15 protein-coding genes are annotated in these 18,548 nt (G+C 38.5%); 11 read left to right on the forward strand and 4 right to left on the reverse strand.

What is annotated here, in order from left to right; genetic code table 11:
- Positions 1-109: 109 nt before the first annotated feature.
- Positions 110-805 (reverse strand): HTH-type transcriptional repressor FabR, encoded by a 696-nt coding sequence (gene fabR / locus ACB088_RS02660; protein ID WP_004643599.1) that lies wholly within the window; start codon positions 803-805, stop codon positions 110-112.
- Positions 806-946: 141 nt separating this feature from the next.
- On the opposite strand from fabR, the gene ACB088_RS02665 reads away from it, so the two are divergent.
- Together ACB088_RS02665 and ACB088_RS02670 are read left to right on the forward strand one after the other, a co-directional pair.
- Complete coding sequence (locus ACB088_RS02665; protein WP_375037927.1) at positions 947-2,014, forward strand: ferredoxin reductase; 1,068 nt, start codon at positions 947-949, stop codon at positions 2,012-2,014.
- A gap of 12 nt (positions 2,015-2,026) precedes the next feature.
- Positions 2,027-3,121, forward strand: a complete 1,095-nt coding sequence (locus tag ACB088_RS02670; protein WP_375037928.1) for a fatty acid desaturase family protein — start codon at positions 2,027-2,029, stop codon at positions 3,119-3,121.
- A 35-nt stretch (positions 3,122-3,156) separates the two neighbouring features.
- Here ACB088_RS02670 and ACB088_RS02675 read toward each other — a convergent pair whose 3' ends face one another.
- Positions 3,157-3,621, reverse strand: coding sequence for a hotdog fold domain-containing protein (locus ACB088_RS02675; RefSeq protein ID WP_092706457.1), 465 nt, complete (start codon positions 3,619-3,621; stop codon positions 3,157-3,159).
- A gap of 117 nt (positions 3,622-3,738) precedes the next feature.
- Here ACB088_RS02675 and ACB088_RS02680 point away from each other — a divergent pair, with 117 nt between their 5' ends.
- Positions 3,739-4,362 carry a TetR/AcrR family transcriptional regulator gene (locus tag ACB088_RS02680; protein ID WP_092706455.1) on the forward strand — a complete coding sequence of 208 codons (624 nt, stop codon included), beginning with the start codon at positions 3,739-3,741 and terminating at the stop codon, positions 4,360-4,362.
- Between the two features lie 62 nt (positions 4,363-4,424).
- Here ACB088_RS02680 and ACB088_RS02685 read toward each other — a convergent pair whose 3' ends face one another.
- Entirely contained in the window at positions 4,425-5,126 is a 702-nt protein-coding gene (locus ACB088_RS02685; RefSeq protein ID WP_375037929.1) for an SIMPL domain-containing protein, read from the reverse strand.
- 466 nt (positions 5,127-5,592) lie between these two features.
- On the opposite strand from ACB088_RS02685, the gene ACB088_RS02690 reads away from it, so the two are divergent.
- The 3 genes from ACB088_RS02690 to ACB088_RS02700 all read left to right on the forward strand — a co-directional run bounded on the left by ACB088_RS02690 (position 5,593) and on the right by ACB088_RS02700 (position 10,219).
- A complete protein-coding gene (locus tag ACB088_RS02690) occupies positions 5,593-6,966 on the forward strand; it encodes a diaminobutyrate--2-oxoglutarate transaminase (protein WP_017391890.1) in 1,374 nt (457 codons plus the stop codon).
- Between the two features lie 2 nt (positions 6,967-6,968).
- Positions 6,969-8,501, forward strand: coding sequence for an aspartate aminotransferase family protein (locus ACB088_RS02695; RefSeq protein WP_004643591.1), 1,533 nt, complete (start codon positions 6,969-6,971; stop codon positions 8,499-8,501).
- Between the two features lie 287 nt (positions 8,502-8,788).
- A complete protein-coding gene (locus ACB088_RS02700; protein WP_375037930.1) occupies positions 8,789-10,219 on the forward strand; it encodes an aldehyde dehydrogenase family protein in 1,431 nt (476 codons plus the stop codon).
- A 71-nt stretch (positions 10,220-10,290) separates the two neighbouring features.
- On the opposite strand, the gene ACB088_RS02705 is transcribed toward ACB088_RS02700, so the two are convergent.
- Positions 10,291-10,776, reverse strand: a complete 486-nt coding sequence (locus tag ACB088_RS02705; RefSeq protein WP_017387914.1) for an Lrp/AsnC family transcriptional regulator — start codon at positions 10,774-10,776, stop codon at positions 10,291-10,293.
- Positions 10,777-10,910: 134 nt separating this feature from the next.
- Here ACB088_RS02705 and ACB088_RS02710 point away from each other — a divergent pair, with 134 nt between their 5' ends.
- From ACB088_RS02710 to pstA, 5 genes are all read left to right on the forward strand, one after another.
- Entirely contained in the window at positions 10,911-12,632 is a 1,722-nt protein-coding gene (locus ACB088_RS02710) for an alpha-keto acid decarboxylase family protein (RefSeq protein WP_133747082.1), read from the forward strand.
- Positions 12,633-12,773: 141 nt separating this feature from the next.
- Positions 12,774-14,153 (forward strand): amino acid permease, encoded by a 1,380-nt coding sequence (locus ACB088_RS02715; protein ID WP_375037931.1) that lies wholly within the window; start codon positions 12,774-12,776, stop codon positions 14,151-14,153.
- Positions 14,154-14,629: 476 nt separating this feature from the next.
- Positions 14,630-15,661, forward strand: a complete 1,032-nt coding sequence (locus tag ACB088_RS02720; protein WP_004790863.1) for a substrate-binding domain-containing protein — start codon at positions 14,630-14,632, stop codon at positions 15,659-15,661.
- Between the two features lie 100 nt (positions 15,662-15,761).
- Positions 15,762-17,141: a phosphate ABC transporter permease subunit PstC gene (gene pstC, locus ACB088_RS02725; RefSeq protein ID WP_375037932.1), complete on the forward strand. Its 1,380-nt coding sequence runs from the start codon at positions 15,762-15,764 to the stop codon at positions 17,139-17,141.
- Positions 17,138-18,535, forward strand: coding sequence for a phosphate ABC transporter permease PstA (gene pstA / locus ACB088_RS02730; protein ID WP_166645298.1), 1,398 nt, complete (start codon positions 17,138-17,140; stop codon positions 18,533-18,535). The genes pstC and pstA overlap by 4 nt, the downstream gene beginning before the upstream one ends.
- Positions 18,536-18,548 lie beyond the last annotated feature (13 nt).

The raw sequence follows: 18,548 nt of genomic DNA on the forward strand, positions 1-18,548 counted from the left end.
TACTCTCGCAAGCTATTCGCTTCAATCGGTGAATTATATTTTTATTGGAAAATAGAGGAGTTAGATGTAAAAATGGCCTGTTCATCAACAAGCCATTCTTTAGATAATTTTAACGAATTTTTGCTTCATCCAAATGACGTGCACCCTCTAAAATCATTCGAATCATGATCATGGTCTGTTCGGCAAGTTCTGACCTTTGCTCAATAGGAAGGTCAATCGCTTTTGCCCCCATGTGAAACACAAGTTGAGTAATGGCTTTTGCAACAAGTTCAGGGTGGTAGAGGTGGTTGTTATTTAAGCGCTCCAACCGAATTAAATCTTCTTGCAGCTCTTGTTGAAAGAAATTTAATTGACGTTCAACTGCGGCTTTATAAGATGCAGAGCCTGTAAAGCCTTCACGTAGTAATAAACTTAAGTTACCCTCATCAGCATCGAGCTGCTGAAGAAAAATATCGACAGAACTACGAATAATACTTTCTTGTAAGGATGCGCGTAGGCGAGCGTGGCGAATAATTTTACGTAAGACAATACCAGCACGATCAATTAAAGAAATCGCTAACTCATCAATATCTTTAAAATGTCGATAGAAACTGTTTGGCGCAATTCCGGCCTCTCGTGCTACTTCACGTAAACTTAATGAAGCAATACTTTTTTGTGGACCAATAAGATTCAGAGCAGCCTGAAAAAGTTCTTCTTTAGTAATCGTCGCTTTTCTTCCTACAGAACGCGTAGCTGTTTTAATTTCAATGACATCTTGTTGTCGAGGTGTGTCATTTAGGCTCTGAGAAAGTGAAGATTGGGTCATGCTGTTCAATATATTTATAAACTGTCAGGATTATAGCCTTAAGAAGGTGAAATTGTGAAATTGTAATTAAAAGTACATGTGTATATACAAATATATATACATGTGTATAATAATTAAAAAAGAGCGATAGAGCCTCCAGCTATGCACGTAATCGAAAAGAGAAATTCTCTATTCAATTCATTGACACAAGCCATCTTTGATAGAGATACGGCTAACTTCTGGCTACAAAAAGTTAATCCTTTATGGTCTGTAAAACATGGGCTTGTTCAAATTGTAAAAAAAGAATTTGTCGCTCATGACATGGTGAGTCTTACACTAAAATGTAACCGTTTAGTGAAAATTGGTGTTGCTGGTCAACATCATCCTGTTATTGTTGAAATTGCTGGACGTCGTTATGAACGTACTTATAGCTTGACGCAAATTGACGAACAACATTTACGTTTAACGATTAAAAAAGTGGCTGATGGTATCGTTAGTAACTGGTTTATGACTGAAAGCCAAATTGGTGATGTTTTTGAGCTTGGTCAGCCTTATGGCGAGATGCAACAAAATATCAAAACACCAAAATTAATTATGCTTGCTGCGGGTAGTGGTATTACACCAATGTTGAGCTTAATCACTGCAATTAAACAGAGTCAGCAGTTAGATAAAGTTCAAGTACAACTTTTATATTGGGTAAAGCAACGCTCAGATGCAGCTTTTATTGAATATTTTGAACAAGTTGCACAGCAATTCCCAAATTTTAGTTATCAGATTTTTTATACACAAGAAACACCAAATGATGAGCGTTTAAATGCAGAGCATTTGGGATTAGTAGACGATTTAGAAAACAGCACCGTATATGCGTGTGGGCCTTCAGGTTTTGTGTCGACAGTGGAACAGCTTTTTGAAAAAGCACCGACTGTATTAACAGAAGCTTTTAGCTTAACTCAAGATAGTACGGCTGAAGTTGGTTATGTAAATGTCACATTAACCCAGTCTAATAAGGTCATTGCAATTCCAAAAGGCCAATCAATTTTGGTCAGTCTTGAACATGAAGGCATTAAGCCAACACATGGTTGCCGTATGGGAATTTGTAATAAGTGTGTTTGTAGCAAAGCTCAAGGTTTTACTCGTAACTTACTCAATGGTAGTGAAAATACAGAGCCAAGCCAATTACTCAAAATTTGTGTGAACTCAGCACAATCCGATCTAGTTATTGATCTTTAAGAGAGAACTTTTATGAATATGCCAGTGAAAGTCGAATATTTTAAAAATCCTAAAAATCGAGATTTGACGCCTGCAGAACTTGACGCATTTGCAAAAGAGCTCGATCAGATCAAACAAGAAGTATTGGATGATTTAGGTGAGAAAGATGCAAAATATATCCGCCGCGTCTATGCAGCGGTTCGCTATAGCAGCTTTTTAGGGCGCGCATGCTTGTTTGCAGGTTGGTTCCCGCCAGCATGGGTTTTAGGAACAGGTCTGTTAGGCTTTTCTAAAATTATGGAAAACATGGAATTGGGTCATAATGTCATGCATGGCCAATATGACTGGATGAATGACCCTAAATTTAATGGTCAAACTTACGAATGGGATACCGTTGGTACTTCTGATAACTGGCGTCAAACTCATAACTATAAACATCACACTTATACCAACATTAAAGGTATAGATGATGACATTGGTTATGGTTTGCTTCGCTTATTCCCAGAGCAACGTTGGAAACCAGGTTTCTTGCTTCAACCGGTTTATAGCATTCCATTTTGCTTATTGTTCCAATGGGGTGTAGCCATTCAGAACCTTGAAATTGGTCGTGTTCTCTACAAACGTAAGACCAAAGCAAAGTTTTTAGAAGAGTTAAAACCAGTGAATAAAAAGATTGGTACTCAGCTCTTCAAAGATTACGTTTTTTTCCCATTAATTGCAGGCCCAGCAGCTTTACCTGTATTTACTGGCAATCTGGTTGCGAATGGCCTTCGTAATATTTGGACGTTTACGATTATTTTCTGTGGTCACTTTACTAAAGATGCAGAAGTATTTCCAAAGTCTGTTTTACAGGACGAAAGCCGTGGTCATTGGTATATGCGCCAGATTCGTGGTTCTTCAAACTTAAAAGGTTCAGAAGCATTACATATCTTAAGCGGACATTTGAGTCATCAGATTGAGCATCATTTATATCCTGATGTTCCAGCGCGCCGTTATCGCCAAATGGCTCCAAAAGTTGAAGCTGTATGTAAAAAATATGGTCTGAACTATAACAACGCAAGTTTGACCAAACAGTTTGGTCAGGTTGTAGGTCGTATCTTGAAATATGCCTTACCATTTAAAAAATAAATAAAAAAGCCCTGATCAGTTCAGGGCTTTTTTTATTACTTCTTTTTAGAAATCCACATGGTAATCGTAGCTTGGAAGACTTTCTCTTTCTGAGAATCATAGACTTCTACATTCACTAAATATTCTCCAGCTTTATCCCAGTCATAATTTTTTTCTACAGGCGTTGCAACTGCAATTAAGTCTGTTTCTGCCTTTTTTAAATATTCGACAGTCATACCTTTGGGAATCCAGCGATGTGTGGAAGGCACAGTAACTTCTGTCATTGTGCCACCCGCAAGTTCAGCCATATTACACATCGCAATCGCATGAACTGTTCCAATATGATTGAGAACAGAACGCTTTTTCTTAATTGCTATTTCACAATAATTAGGTTTTAACTCGATAAATAGCGGTGAAATACTGCCGAAATAAGGTGCTTTTAAACATAGCATGCGTGAGAAAGTCCATTTTCCTTTTGGAAAAGCAGACACTTTGTTCCAAAGTTCTAAAGTAGTTGCCATGGTTTAAAGCTCCATATTAAGAAAACAGAATTTTGTTCTGTTAAAGAATATAATTCTGTTTACAAAAGAGAGTCAAGTCATTCAGAATATCTCCGATAACTGGTTAGGGAACAAACAATGCAATCTGCACAAGAGCTATTAGAACGGTTATATCCAGGCAGAAGGGCTGCTTTAAAAAGACAGATTTTATTAGATGCTTTGTCTTGTTTCTTAGAAAATGGAATTGAAACTACAAGCATTGAGATGATTCGTTCGAAATCTGACAGTAGTGTAGGAGCTATTTATCATCACTTTAAAAATAAAGAAGGGATTGTTGCGACTTTATTCTTTGCAGCTTTAGATGATCAAGCTGCACGAAGAGATGACTATCTGGAGGGCACAGAATCCCTTCAAGACGTTTTATATGCTTTTATTCATAGTTACATTGATTGGGTAAGTGAACAGCCAGAGTTTGCTAAATTTTTAATATCTGCTCGTTTTAGTGTGATGCAAGGTGAAGACCAAGAACGTCTTGTTCAGAAAAATAAATTAAGAAATCAAAAGATATTTGCCGAGATTTCAAATTATGCTGAGGCTGAGTTTTTAAAATCTATACCTCATGAGCTATTACTTTCATTAGTGATTGGATCTACAGAAAATTACTGTCGTGCATGGTTGTCCCAAAGAGTTCCTTCCAACCCTAAAATTTATAAAGATATTTTGGCAAAAGCTGCTTGGGATTCTTTGCAAAACTTGAGTTGAATATTTTGATCAGTAATAAAAAAAGCCGCATATTACATGCGGCTTTTTTTGATGAAAAGAAATTATTTAAATTGAATTGAACCGTTTGCATTTACAGTAATTTTAGACTCACCAGCTGCCATGTCTTGAGCAGGAGCCGCTTCGGCAGCAGCAAACTTAGCCATGCTTGCACGCATTACAGGCTGTGGGAAATAGTTGTTAGTGTTTAAGTTTAAGTTAACGAGCGAGTATTGGCTTTTATTCCATGCTTGCGTCAACATTTGAGCACGTTGTTGAAAGTTTTTAGAAGCTTCTACCATCAACTCGTTTTCAACTTTTTTACGTTGATCATCTGAAACTGTAAAATTAATTGATTGAGTTTGGAAGCCTTGCTGTAATTCATTTACTAGCTGGCTTGCTGCTTTAAAGTCTTTACTTTCAAGACGAATTTCAGCGCGACCACGCCATTCTTTTAGCTTATTACTATCGTTATCGTAAATTGGGTAAGTGCTTTGAGCACCAGTTTCCACTTTTACTTGCGGATATTTACGGGAAACCGCAAGTGCCTGATTCATGAGTTGATTAATTTGATTTGAAAGTTCAGCTGGTTGTTTGTTACTTTTTTCAATATATAAAGTTGCATGCATTTCATCATTAGAAACTTGACGAGAAGCTTCAGCTTGTACATTCACAATATTATAGTTCAGAGCATTATCATCCTGAGCAAAAACTAAAGGGCTAAGGAGGGAACCTAAAAGAAGGGTTGAGACAGCTAAAGTACGCATAAATTTTTCCTTTAAAAATTAATATGAATTTAATTTTTTTCATTAAGAAATGTTAAACATAACTTGTGCATAACTTTTGCAGATTTTGTGGCGTATTTGTAATATTTAGATCAGGTTTTTTAAATTTTGGTAAATATAAAGTTCTCTAAAAATAAAGACTTAAAATTAAAGTGTTTCAATGTAACTTAAAAAATCAAAGTAATATAAAAAAAGAATATTTTCTTTAGGTTGTCACATAGTATGATGATAATTCATCTTAACTATTGGGATGATACATTTTTTCAATAAGATTAGATGAGTAAAGTACATAAAAGACGTTTTTTTTCTTGTAAAATTAGGTATCATCGCGCTCCTAGTTACAAGATATAAAATAAGTGTCTTTACTAGTTCTATAAAGCACCGAGTCAAAGGACCCATCGTCACCAGACTTATTTCTTTCTACCCCTATCAGAGATGGTAATCCGATATGAGCGTTACTTCCGTTAACCCTGCCACTAATGCTACTAACGAATATTATTTGACTCGCCAAAGTCAAATGGAATCAAATGTTCGTAGCTATCCACGTAAATTACCGTTAGCGATAGCGAAAGCACAAGGATGCTGGGTTACTGATGTTGAAGGTACACAGTACCTTGATTGTTTAGCTGGGGCAGGTACATTGGCTTTAGGTCATAATCATCCTGCGGTGATTCAAAGTATTCAAGATACATTGGCAAGTGGTTTGCCATTGCATACTTTAGACTTAACCACACCTTTAAAAGATGCATTCACTGAAGCATTGTTAGCATATTTACCTGGTGGTAAAGAAGAATATTGCTTGCAGTTCTGTGGTCCTGCTGGTGCAGACGCAACTGAAGCAGCAATTAAACTTGCTAAGACTTACACTGGCCGTAGTTCAGTGATCAGTTTCTCTGGCGGTTACCATGGTATGACCCATGGTGCACTTGCTATGACTGGTAATTTAAGTGCGAAAAATGCAGTTAACGGTTTAATGCCAGGCGTACAATTCATGCCATATCCGCATGAATACCGCTGCCCACTTGGTTTAGGTGGTGAAGCTGGCGTTGACGCTTTAACTTACTACTTTGAAAACTTTATCGAAGATGTTGAAAGCGGTGTAACAAAACCGGCTGCTGTTATTCTTGAAGCGATTCAAGGTGAAGGCGGCGTAGTTACAGCTCCAGTAAAATGGTTGCAAAAAATCCGTGAAGTGACTGAAAAGCACAACATCGTTTTAATTTTAGACGAAGTTCAAGCTGGCTTTGCACGTTCAGGCAAAATGTTTGCATTTGAACATGCAGGTATTGAACCTGATGTTGTTGTAATGTCTAAAGCAGTGGGTGGTGGTTTACCACTTGCAGTATTAGGTATTAAACGTAAATTTGATGCTTGGCAACCTGCAGGTCACACGGGTACTTTCCGTGGTAACCAACTTGCTATGGGTACAGGCCTTGTTGTACTAAAAACGATTACTGAACAAAATCTTGCTCAAAATGCGCAAGAACGTGGTGACTATCTACAAGCTGAATTTAAAAAATTAGCTCAAGAATTCCCATGTATTGGTAACGTACGTGGTCGCGGTTTAATGATCGGTGTTGAGATTGTTGACGAGCGTAAACAAGCTGACCGTATTGGTTCGCTTCCTGCGGATTCTCAATTAGCTGCTGCAATTCAAACTGCTTGTTTCAACAATAAACTATTGCTTGAAAAAGGTGGCCGTAACGGTACAGTAATTCGTTTACTTTGCCCGCTTATCATCACTCAAGAAGAGTGTGTTGAAGTAATTGCTCGCTTTAAGAAAGCAATTGCAGAAGCATTGGTTGCAGTACGAGGCGCATAAGTATGGTGGATTTTGCAGAACATCGTAAAGCGTTACTCTGCAATGATGCACAATCCATTGCTGACTATGAGTCAGCAATGGGCGAAGCGGTAAAAGCCGTTTCAGCATGGTTGCAAAATGAAAAGATGTACACAGGCGGTAGCATTAAAGAATTGCGTTCAGCGATTTCTTTCCAGCCTTCAAAAGAAGGTATGGGTGTACAAGAATCACTTCAACGTATGATTGAGCTTTTCTTAAATAAAAGCTTAAAAGTACATCATCCGCACTCATTGGCACATTTGCATTGTCCAACGATGGTAATGAGCCAGATTGCGGAAGTACTGATCAATGCGACTAACCAGTCTATGGACTCATGGGATCAAAGCCCAGCCGGTTCATTAATGGAAGTTCAGCTTATTGATTGGTTACGCCAAAAAGTAGGTTATGGTTCTGGTCAGGCGGGTGTTTTCACTTCTGGCGGTACTCAATCTAACTTAATGGGTGTATTGCTTGCTCGTGACTGGTGCATTTCGAAAAACTGGAAAGACGAAAACGGTAATCCGTGGTCTGTACAGCGTGATGGTATTCCAGCTGATGCAATGAAAAACGTCAAAGTCATTTGTTCTGAAAATGCGCATTTCTCTGTGCAAAAGAACATGGCAATGATGGGCATGGGCTTCCAGTCAGTTGTCACTGTTCCTGTGAATGAAAATGCACAGATGGATGTAGATGCTCTCGAAAAAACGATGGCGCATTTGCAATCAGAAGGCAAAGTAGTTGCTTGTGTCGTTGCGACAGCAGGTACAACTGATGCTGGTGCAATTGATCCATTGAAGAAAATCCGTGAAATTACCAATAAATATGGTTCATGGATGCATATCGATGCGGCATGGGGTGGTGCATTAATTCTGTCAACAGACTATCGTGCAATGCTCGATGGTATTGAGTTGTCTGACTCGATTACCCTTGATTTCCATAAGCATTATTTCCAAAGCATTAGCTGTGGTGCGTTCTTGTTAAAAGACGAAGCGAACTATCGCTTTATGCACTACGAAGCTGAATATTTGAACTCTGCTTATGACGAAGAACATGGTGTACCAAACCTTGTTTCTAAGTCATTACAAACGACTCGTCGTTTTGATGCATTGAAATTGTGGATGACAATCGAATCACTTGGTGAAGACCTATATGGTTCAATGATTGACCATGGTGTAAAACTTACTCGTGAAGTTGCAGATTACATCAAGGCAACGACAGGCTTAGAGCTTTTAGTTGAACCACAATTTGCTTCTGTATTGTTCCGTGTTGTACCGCAAGGCTATCCAGCTGAGTTGATCGATAGCTTAAACCAAAACGTAGCGGACGAATTGTTTGCTCGTGGTGAAGCAAATATCGGTGTAACAAAAGTTGGTAATGTACAGTCATTGAAAATGACAACATTAAGCCCTGTTGTAACATTCGAAAACGTTAAAAATCTTTTAGGTCAAGTATTGGCTGAAGCTGACCGCATTAAAGATGCGATTGCTTCTGGTAACTATGTACCACCAATCGACTAATTGAGTTGATACTAAAAAAGCCCGGTTTATTGCCGGGCTTTTTTATTACATATTATTTTTATTAAAAGTGTGTATCAGAAGAGTTATATATGCACAAACCATGCATATTTTCAAAAAACAAAAATAATTATGCATGATTTATGGGGAGCAAATTTCTTATTGTATTGGTATGTTCCCGATTTTTTTGGTCGCATTGATATATCTATATCGTACTTACTTTAAATAATCCTGCTTTAACTGAAAATAAAGTAAGTGGCTGTAATTACAATTAAGACAAGGAAGAAGAAATGCAACAAGCGAATATGCTGAATGAATTTAAACTTATTATTGGCGGTCAACTTTGTTCAGGTGAACAAGGTGAACTAGAAATTATTAACCCTGCTAATGGCTTAACGGCTGCACGTTGTGCAAAAGCATCGGTTGAGCAAGTGAATCAAGCAGTGAGTGCGGCTAAACAGGCATCTAAAGCATGGCAAATGGTGTCGCACGATGAACGTAAATCAATTTTAAACAAGATAGCTGACGGTATTGAGAAGCACGCTGAAATGCTCGCAGAGCTGGTTGTGCTTGAACAGGGTAAGCCATTGGCACTCGCGCAAATGGAAGTGCAGGGCGCAATTGGTTGGACTCGTTATGCAGCTGCTATGGATTTACCTGTTGAAATTATCGAAGACAGTGAAGCCAAGCGTATTGAACGTCATCGTCAACCATTAGGTGTCGTGGCTTCAATTACCCCTTGGAACTGGCCACTCATGATTGCGGTCTGGCATATCATGCCTGCATTACGTGCCGGTAACGTTGTCATTAGTAAACCTTCTGAATACACACCACTATCAACTTTGCGTTTATGTGAAATCATTCAGCAAGAAGTTCCGGCTGGTGTTATTTCAATTGTGGTGGGTGCTGGCGAGATTGGCGAAGCATTATCTTCCCATCCTGATGTACAAAAAGTTGTGTTTACGGGTTCAACTCGAACTGGACAGCACATCATGACGGGTGCAGCTCAACAACTAAAACATTTAACTTTAGAGCTCGGTGGTAATGATGCGGGTATTGTATTACCTGATGCAAATATAGATGAAATTGCAGCTAAGATTTTCAATAGTGTATTTTTAAATGCGGGTCAAACGTGTGCTGCGTTAAAACGTTTATATGTACATGAAAGTCAATACGATGCTTTATCGCAAAAATTAGCTGACATTGCCAATGCTCAGATTGTTGGCGATGGAATGGAGCCTTCTACAACGTTTGGTCCAGTACAAAACCAAATGCAATATAACAAGGTGAAAGCTCTTATTGCAGAAGCAATTGAACAAGGTGCAAAAGCACTTTCAGGTCAACAGCAATTACCAGAGCAGGGTTATTTTATTGCGCCTACTATTTTGACTGAAGTTTCTGAATCTTGCCGTGTGGTCCAAGAAGAGCAATTTGGTCCAGTGTTACCTGTCTTAAAATATACAGATATCAACGATGCAATTGCTCGCGCCAATGATAGTGAATTTGGTTTAGGCGGATCAATTTGGTCTTCTGACATTAAAGCTGCTCAGGTTTATGCTACTCAGCTTCAATGCGGTACGGTTTGGGTCAATACACATGCAGAGGTTCTCCCTCATGCACCTTTTGGCGGCTGGAAAATGTCAGGCTTAGGTGCTGAGTTTGGTTTAGAAGGCTTGCTTGAAAACACAATTGGACAAACGCTACATATTAGTAAAGTCTAAATATTAATTTTAAGGCGGATGATAGATCCGCCTTTTTATTCTAAATTATTTTATTAAAAAGCCTAAGTTGCTTAAGTCGTGTGATGGTAGCCGTGACTTTTGGGTTTGATTAAAAAATGATTCTGTTCTTTGATTTTTTTTAGAACAATGTAAGACTTTATGTGGCCAATAAAATTATAAGAAAGCAATCTTTCAGTCACAAATTGAGAAAGCTGTTCTAAATTCTCTGCAACTACTTTTAAAATAAAATCAGCATCGCCACTAATTGAAAATGCATCCTGAATGTTGTCTTCAGCTTCAATTAACTCTTGAAAAGCCTGCTGCGATTTTGCCTCGTGTGTTCTTAAATTAATATGAATCATCGCTGTAACTTCCAGTCCTAGCGCTTGTTGCTGGATGCGGGCGGTGTAACCTAAAATTATGCCTTTTTGCTCAAGCAGCTGTCTTCTTCTAGAACATTGGGAAGCAGATAAACCGATTAAATCTCCAACTTCCTGATTGGTGAGCCGTCCATTCTTTTGTAATGCCTGAATGATTTGCCAGTCGAACTTATCCATTGCATAAAATCCTTTTATGATACACAAATCATGTATTTTTATTAAAATGCGTTTTCATTATGCACGAAATCTAAAAGGTAGATGAAATATTATTTTTCTATGGAATAAAAATTGGTCTCAAAGGATATAGAGCAATGTTCATAGAAATCGGTGACTTTTTAAATCTTCGTCTAAAACAAATGGGTATCCAACATCTCTTTGGTGTACCTGGTGATTTTAACCTCTCATATCTAGAACAAGTTGAAGCAGATCCAGAACTCGAATTTATTGGAAATTGTAATGAATTAAATGCTGCCTATGCAGCAGATGGTTATGCACGAATTAACGGTTTTTCTGCCTTGGCAACCACTTATGGTGTAGGTGACTTAAGCGCCATTAATGGTATTGCTGGTGCTTATGCAGAAAATGTACCTCTTATCCATATTTCTGGTATTCCGCCTTTACATGCAGTTCAAAAAGGTACTTTGATTCACCATACGTTGGTTGATGGCAATTACGACAATATTATGAACTGTATGAAAGAGTTCACAGTTGCTCAAACACGTTTAACTCCAGCAAATGCAGCCTTTGAAATTGATCGTGTATTACGTCAGTGTTTCCTTGATCGCCGCCCTGTACACATTCAATTACCTGGAGATATTACTCACGTTAAAATTGAAGTGTCTGAGCGTCCGCTCGACCTAAGTTATCCAGCTGTTGAACCTGAATTATTGCAAACTGTGGTGAGCAAACTCTGTGACATTATTGCGAATGCTCAAAGCCCAGCGCTTCTTATTGATAATGAAGCTTCAGTTTTTGGTGTAACTTCACTTTTAAATGATTTATCTCAAAAATGCTCAATTCCATTTGCTGGTATGAATACTGCAAAAAATATTATGGATGAGGGTTCACCTCGTTACATCGGTACTTATGTGGGTGGGGCAAGCCAGCCACATGTTAAAAATATCATTGAACAATCTGACTGCCTAATTGGTATTGGCGCACGTTTTACCGACGTCGGTTCAGCTGTATTTACTCATCAAATTGCGACCAAGAATTACATCGAAATTAAATCTTATGGCTTAAATATTTTTGGTCAGGATTTTCCAGGCATTGAGATTGGACAGTTACTTGTCGAGCTAAATAAAAAAGTTGCTCCACGTAAATCGTCAACGCCTCTTCTTGAAAAACAGCCACAGAAAGTAGTTGAAGCCCCAGCACAACAAAAGCTAAGCCAAGATGTACTTTGGAACTATATTGCAGGTTTCTTAAAAGAAGATGATGTAATTATTGGAGAGGTGGGAACTTCAAACTCAGCTTTGTCTGGTTTAAAACTTCCAGCTACAGCTAAATATATTGCTCAGCCACTTTGGGGTTCAATCGGTTATACCTTACCGGCTTTACTTGGTAGTTTGCTGGCTGCTCCCGAACGACGTCAAATTCTATTTATTGGTGATGGTTCATTCCAGCTTACGGTACAAGAGCTCTCTACAATTATTCGTCATGGTTTAAAACCCATTATTTTCTTGCTGAACAATGGCGGTTACACCATTGAGCGATTAATCATGGGCGAAAACGCTGCCTATAACGATGTACAAAACTGGAAATATACTGAAATTCCAGCCGTATTTAACGGTAAAAAAGGCCATACCACCTATGTGGTTGAAACTGCTGGACAGCTAAAGAGTGTTTTAGACAATGTTCATCAGAATGATCAATTAACGTTTATTGAATTAAAACTACCAGCAATGGATGCGCCGGTGAGTTTGAAAAAATTTGCTTCTGTGATTGCTCGTTTTGATTACGGTGATCGCGGTTACGAAATTTTAAAGGAGCGTTCCCAGCCTATTAAATGTAAGGATGCAAGCTCGTTTTAAATAGAAGACAGGACAAGTCTTCTCAAAAATTAAATGGACTCATATTAAAGCAAACTTATGTCCGAAGGTCGGTTTCTGATCTTCGGATATGGTGCTGAATAAAGGTGTACAGGAAGTGACACCAACATTGGAGATAATGTTATGGATTCAAACAATAAGCACGAGTTAAAACAAGGCTTATCCAATCGGCATATTCAACTCATCGCGCTCGGAGGTGCGATCGGAACAGGGTTATTCTTAGGTCTTTCTCAAACGATCAAACTGGCAGGTCCTTCAATTTTATTAGGATATGCAATTGCTGGAATTATCGCTTTCTTAATTATGCGTCATTTAGGTGAAATGGTTGTTGAAGAACCAGTAAGCGGTTCATTCAGTTATTTTGCAAACAAGTACTGGGGCAAAATGGCTGGTTTTATGTCTGGCTGGAACTACTGGGTGTTGTACGTACTGGTAAGCATGGCTGAACTCAGTGCAATTGGAACCTTCATTCAGTTTTGGTGGCCTGAAATTCCCACTTGGCTGACTGCTTTATTTTTCTTTATTTTAATTAACGGCATTAACTTGGTAAATGTCCGCTTTTTTGGGGAATCCGAATTTTTATTTTCCTGCATTAAGATTGTTGCAATTTTAAGCATGATTGGTTTTGGTACCTACCTCTTATTTACAGGTTCTGCTGGTCCGCAAGCAGGTATTGCAAATTTATGGCAACACGGTGGTTTCTTCCCGCACGGAATTCACGGTTTTGTCATGGCTTTGGCCGTCATTATGTTTGCATTTGGTGGCTTAGAGTTAATTGGTATTGCTGCGGCTGAAACTAAAAAACCTGAAACGACTATTCCAAAAGCAGTGAACCAGATTGTTTACCGTATTTTAATTTTCTATATCGGTGCGATTGGAATTTTACTATGCCTTTACCCTTGGAATATGGTTGCAGAAGGCGGTAGCCCATTTGTAATGATTTTCCAGTCATTAAATAGTAATGGTGTTGCGAACGTTTTAAACTTTGTGGTCTTGATTGCTGCCATTTCGGTTTATAACAGCTGTATTTATTGTAATAGCCGTATGTTGCATGGTTTAGCAGAGCAGGGTAATGCCCCAGCTATCTTGAAAAAAGTAAACAGTCGTGGCATTCCAGTTCCAGCAGCAGTAGTATCTGCATCGATTACAGCAATATGTGTGATCGTAAATTACCTAATTCCAGGTCAAGCTTTTCAGCTCTTTATGATGCTGGTTGTGGCGGCACTTGTCATTAATTGGCTTATGATTTCAGTGACTCATTTGAAATTCACTAAAGCAATGAAATTACAAAAACGTCAAACCAAATTTCAAAGTATTCTTAGCCCATGGAGTAATTATTTAACCATTAGCTTTGTATGCTTTATTCTTATTATTATGGCAATGACGCCAGATATGAGACTTGCCGTTATTTTAGGTCCAATCTGGTTGGCTGTTTTAGCGCTTACATATTTCTTAAAATATCGTAAAAAAATGGTTGCGATGCCAGAAGTACAATCGAGTTGATTGTTTAAATTGACAATGATATTGCGGTTACCTGACTTAGAGGAGGTAACCCTTTATCTTTTGTCATATTATTTTAATGTTACAAAGAAATTATTATTTTTAGAAATATTTTAATAAAAACTTCCTTAATCAAAAAATATTTTAATCATTAAACTAAAGATAACTAAATTATCGTTTTTTAATAAATTTATAACATCTTTATTTTTTATATTTTATAAATACAAAAATCTTATATTTTTAACGAGTGTAATAATACAGACTAATATACAAGGTAAAATACCTACTAGGATTGAATTAAATATTTGATAATAGATAAAAAATAATAATGTGACAATTAACAATATCGAAATCATTAAAGCGTCATCATACTGTAACTTAATTGTCATATTTTCTATTCACAATGCAGCTATCTAAGAGCGTACAAGCACTCAACAAAAAGTGACGTACAACCTATTGCATTAATGAGAGAGAACAGAATGCGCTTAAATCCACGTCAAATCGCAATTGCGTTAGCAGTAACTGGGGCAGCTGTAACAACGACTGCAAATGCAGCTCGTGATACGATTCAAATTGCTGGTTCTTCAACTGTATTACCATTTGCCAGCGTTGTAGCTGAAGAGTTTGGTAATACTTTCCCTCAATTTAAAACTCCTGTAGTTGGTTCTGGCGGTTCTTCTGCTGGTTTGAAACAATTCTGTCAAGGCGTTGGCGATAACACAATCGACGTTGCAAATGCTTCTCGTAAAATTAAAAGCACTGAAATCGAAGCTTGTAACAAAGCTGGTGTAAAACAAATTCAAGAAATCAAAATTGGTTACGACGGTATCGTATTTGCGTCTAACTCACACAAAGCAGCTTATAAATTAAAACCTTACCATGTGTTTGCTGCTTTAGCTGCACAGTTACCTTCAAAAGGTAAATTGGTTCCAAACCCATATACAAACTGGAACCAGATTGATAAATCTCTTCCAAATGAGCCAATTACACTTGTAATTCCTGCATCTAACCACGGTACTCGTGAAGTTTTCCAAGAGAAAATGGTTGATGCTGGTTGTGAATCGTATGAATACTTCAAGAATCTAGATAAAGATGCTCAGAAGAAAGCATGTTCTACTTTCCGTAAAGATGGTCGTGTAATTGAAATTGCTGGTGACTACACAGAAACATTGGCTCGCTTAAAGACTTCTCCAAGTGCAGTAGGCGTGTTTGGTTTAAGTTTCTATGACATGAACCGTGACAAGTTACGTGTGGCGACAGTAAACAATGTTGTTCCTTCTGAGAAAACTGTATTGAACGGTACATACCCTGTATCTCGTCCATTGTTCTTCTACGTGAAAGGCGAACATTTAAAATCAGTTAAAGGCTTACCGCAATATGTAGAATATTTCGTAAGCAAAAAAGCAACAGGTAAAGGTTCTAAAGCTGAGCGTGATGGCTTAATCGCAATGTCTGATGCTGAACGTGCAAAAGTTTTGGCTGACTTTAAAGCAGGTAAAACTGTTAAATAAGTTAGTTTGAATGGGGGCTGGTGATCTTGAGAGTTCATCAGCCTTTTTGTCTAACTTGTTTTTTCCAAATTATGACAATTGAGAAAACAGTGGAGAGTACATGAATCTGCTACTTATCGGTGTGTTGTTAGCCCTTGTGGCAATCGCATATCAACTTGGGCTAAGAAAGAGCCGTAGCCTAGCAGGTAAGGGAAGCAACTCGGCGACGTTACATTCTCGTCCTGGTTATTATGGTGCACTGGTTGGACTTTGGTGCGGTATCCCTGCTTTTTTAATTCTGATCATTTGGAGCTTGCTTGAACCAAGTATTTTAAACCATATTATTTTTAATAATATTCCTGCGTCTATAAGTGCTTCACTTGATGAAGCTGGCAGAAGTGTATTAGTTGACCGTGTTCAAGCGATTGCTTCAGGTTTTGGGGTAAGTGATAAACCAGCAGCCTATGAATTAGCGGCTGCTCAACAGTTCGCAAAATTTCAAACCATTGGCTCTTTTGCCAAATTCGCTGTTGTCGTTTGTGCAGCTTTATTGGGGTTAGTTTGGGCAAAGAAAAAAATTAATCAACAATATCGTGCGCGTAACCAAGTTGAACGTGCCATTAATGTTGCTTTGATTTTATGTTCTGGCGTTGCGATTTTAACAACCATCGGTATTGTGATGTCGATGTTTGGTGAAGCAATGCACTTCTTCCGTTTTGTAAGCCCACTTGATTTCTTCTTTGGGACAGAGTGGAACCCAGGCTTTAGTACTTCAGGTAATGTTGAAGGTAGTTATGGTTTACTGCCATTACTTTGGGGCACACTCATGGTCAGCGGCATCGCCTTATTGGTTGCCGTACCTGTAGGACTCATGATTGCTATTTATTTAGCTGAATATGCTTCGCCATGGTTACGTTCATGGGCAAAACCAACAATTGAAGTTTTAGCGGGTATTCCAACAATTGTTTATGGTGTTTTTGCCATGATGGTTATTGGACCATTTTTCAAGACAGCTGGTGCTTATGTGGGGCTTGAAATTAACGCGACCAGTGCTTTAACTGCTGGTTTCGTGATGGGGATTATGATTATTCCGTTTGTTTCTTCTTTATCAGACGACATTATTACCCAAGTACCTCGTGCATTACGTGACGGTTCTTTAGGACTTGGAGCAACTAAGTCGGAAACAATTCGTCAAGTCGTTTTACCCGCTGCGTTACCAGGTATTACGGGCGCCTTTTTATTAGCTGTCTCTCGTGCCGTAGGGGAAACCATGATTGTGGTTTTGGCAGCAGGGAACAGTCCACTTTTACATGCAAATCCATTTGAAGCTGTTTCGACAGTGACCGTTACGATCGTAAAACAGTTAACTGGTGATACTGACTTTGCCAGCCCACAAGCTTTGGTTGCATTCGCGTTAGGTCTAACACTCTTTGTGATTACCTTATGTTTAAACATTGTTGCACTGTACATTGTGCGTAAATACCGTGAGCAATACGAATGAGTACATCAAATACATCGTCTCCTATGGATCAGAACGTATTTGATCCAAAAGTTGCTGCTGAATTAAGTGAACGACGTAAACAAGTCATCGAAAAATCTTTGGCTAAACGTCATCGTAAAGAAAAAGCTTTTCGTTATGCTGGATTCTCGGCAGTCGTAATTGGACTTGCATTCGTTGCACTCTTGTTTAGCAGTATTTTGGCAAAAGGTTTACCTGCTTTTTGGCAAACGAGTATGAATGTTCCAATTTACTTTGATCCGAAAGTGATTGATGCAGGTCCGGTACCTGTTCGTGGGCAGGGGGAAACACCTGCACATTATCAAGAGCGTTATATCGACTGGCAAACCAAAATGGGTATGGTGGATTGGGATGGCATTATTGTAAATGGAATGATTGCCAAAGATCCTACACTTGCTAGCCAGCGTGATTACTTAAGTAGTCTTTATGCAAGTTCAGAAGCTTATCGTTTACGTGACATGGTGTTTGCAGACCCATCACTCATTGGTAAAAAAGAAACTCTTAATTTCTTGGGCGATGCTAATGTCGATGTCTGGTTAAAAGGTAATATTGACCGTTCATTACCAGATGATCAGCAGCAGCTTGATCCGGAAGTGCGTAAACTTGCAGATGAGCTAAAAGCAAAAGGTGTTCTTGAAAATACGTTCAATTTGAACTTGTTTAAGAATCCAGACTCGCGTAGTTCACCAGCAATTAGTGGTCTTGCAGGTGCATTCATGGGTTCATTATTCATGATGCTGATTGTGATCATTATTGCAATTCCAATTGGTGTTGCCAGCGCAATCTATCTTGAAGAATTTGCTCCAAAGAATCTTATTACAGACATTATTGAAGTCAACATTAATAACCTTGCTGCTGTTCCTTCAATTGTGTTTGGTTTACTCGGTGCGGCAATTTTTATTGGCTGGATGCATTTGCCTTTATCTGCTCCGTTAGTAGGTGGTTTAGTTCTCAGTTTAATGACATTACCAACAGTCATTATTACGACTCGTGCTTCATTAAAAGCAGTACCACCTTCTATTCGACAAGCTGCACTTGGTTTGGGAGCTTCTAAATTTCAGACCATTTTCCACCATGTTCTACCATTAGCGTTACCAGGCATTATGACTGGCGCAATTATTGGCGTTGCTCACGCACTTGGTGAAACAGCACCTTTACTTTTAATCGGAATGAGTGCATTCGTTGCAAGTATTCCAACAACCCCATTTGATCAAGCAACAGCGTTACCTGTCCAAGTTTATTTATGGCAAGGTAATGAGTTGCGTAACTTCTTCGAAGGCCGTACTGCCGCTGCGATTATCGTACTCCTTGCATTAATGATTGGTTTAAACAGTCTTGCAATTTGGTTACGTAAAAAGTTCGAAGTGCGTTGGTAATAGAGGATAAATC

This window comes from Acinetobacter sp. RW6 (assembly GCF_041956835.1).
GTDB lineage: Bacteria > Pseudomonadota > Gammaproteobacteria > Pseudomonadales > Moraxellaceae > Acinetobacter > Acinetobacter calcoaceticus.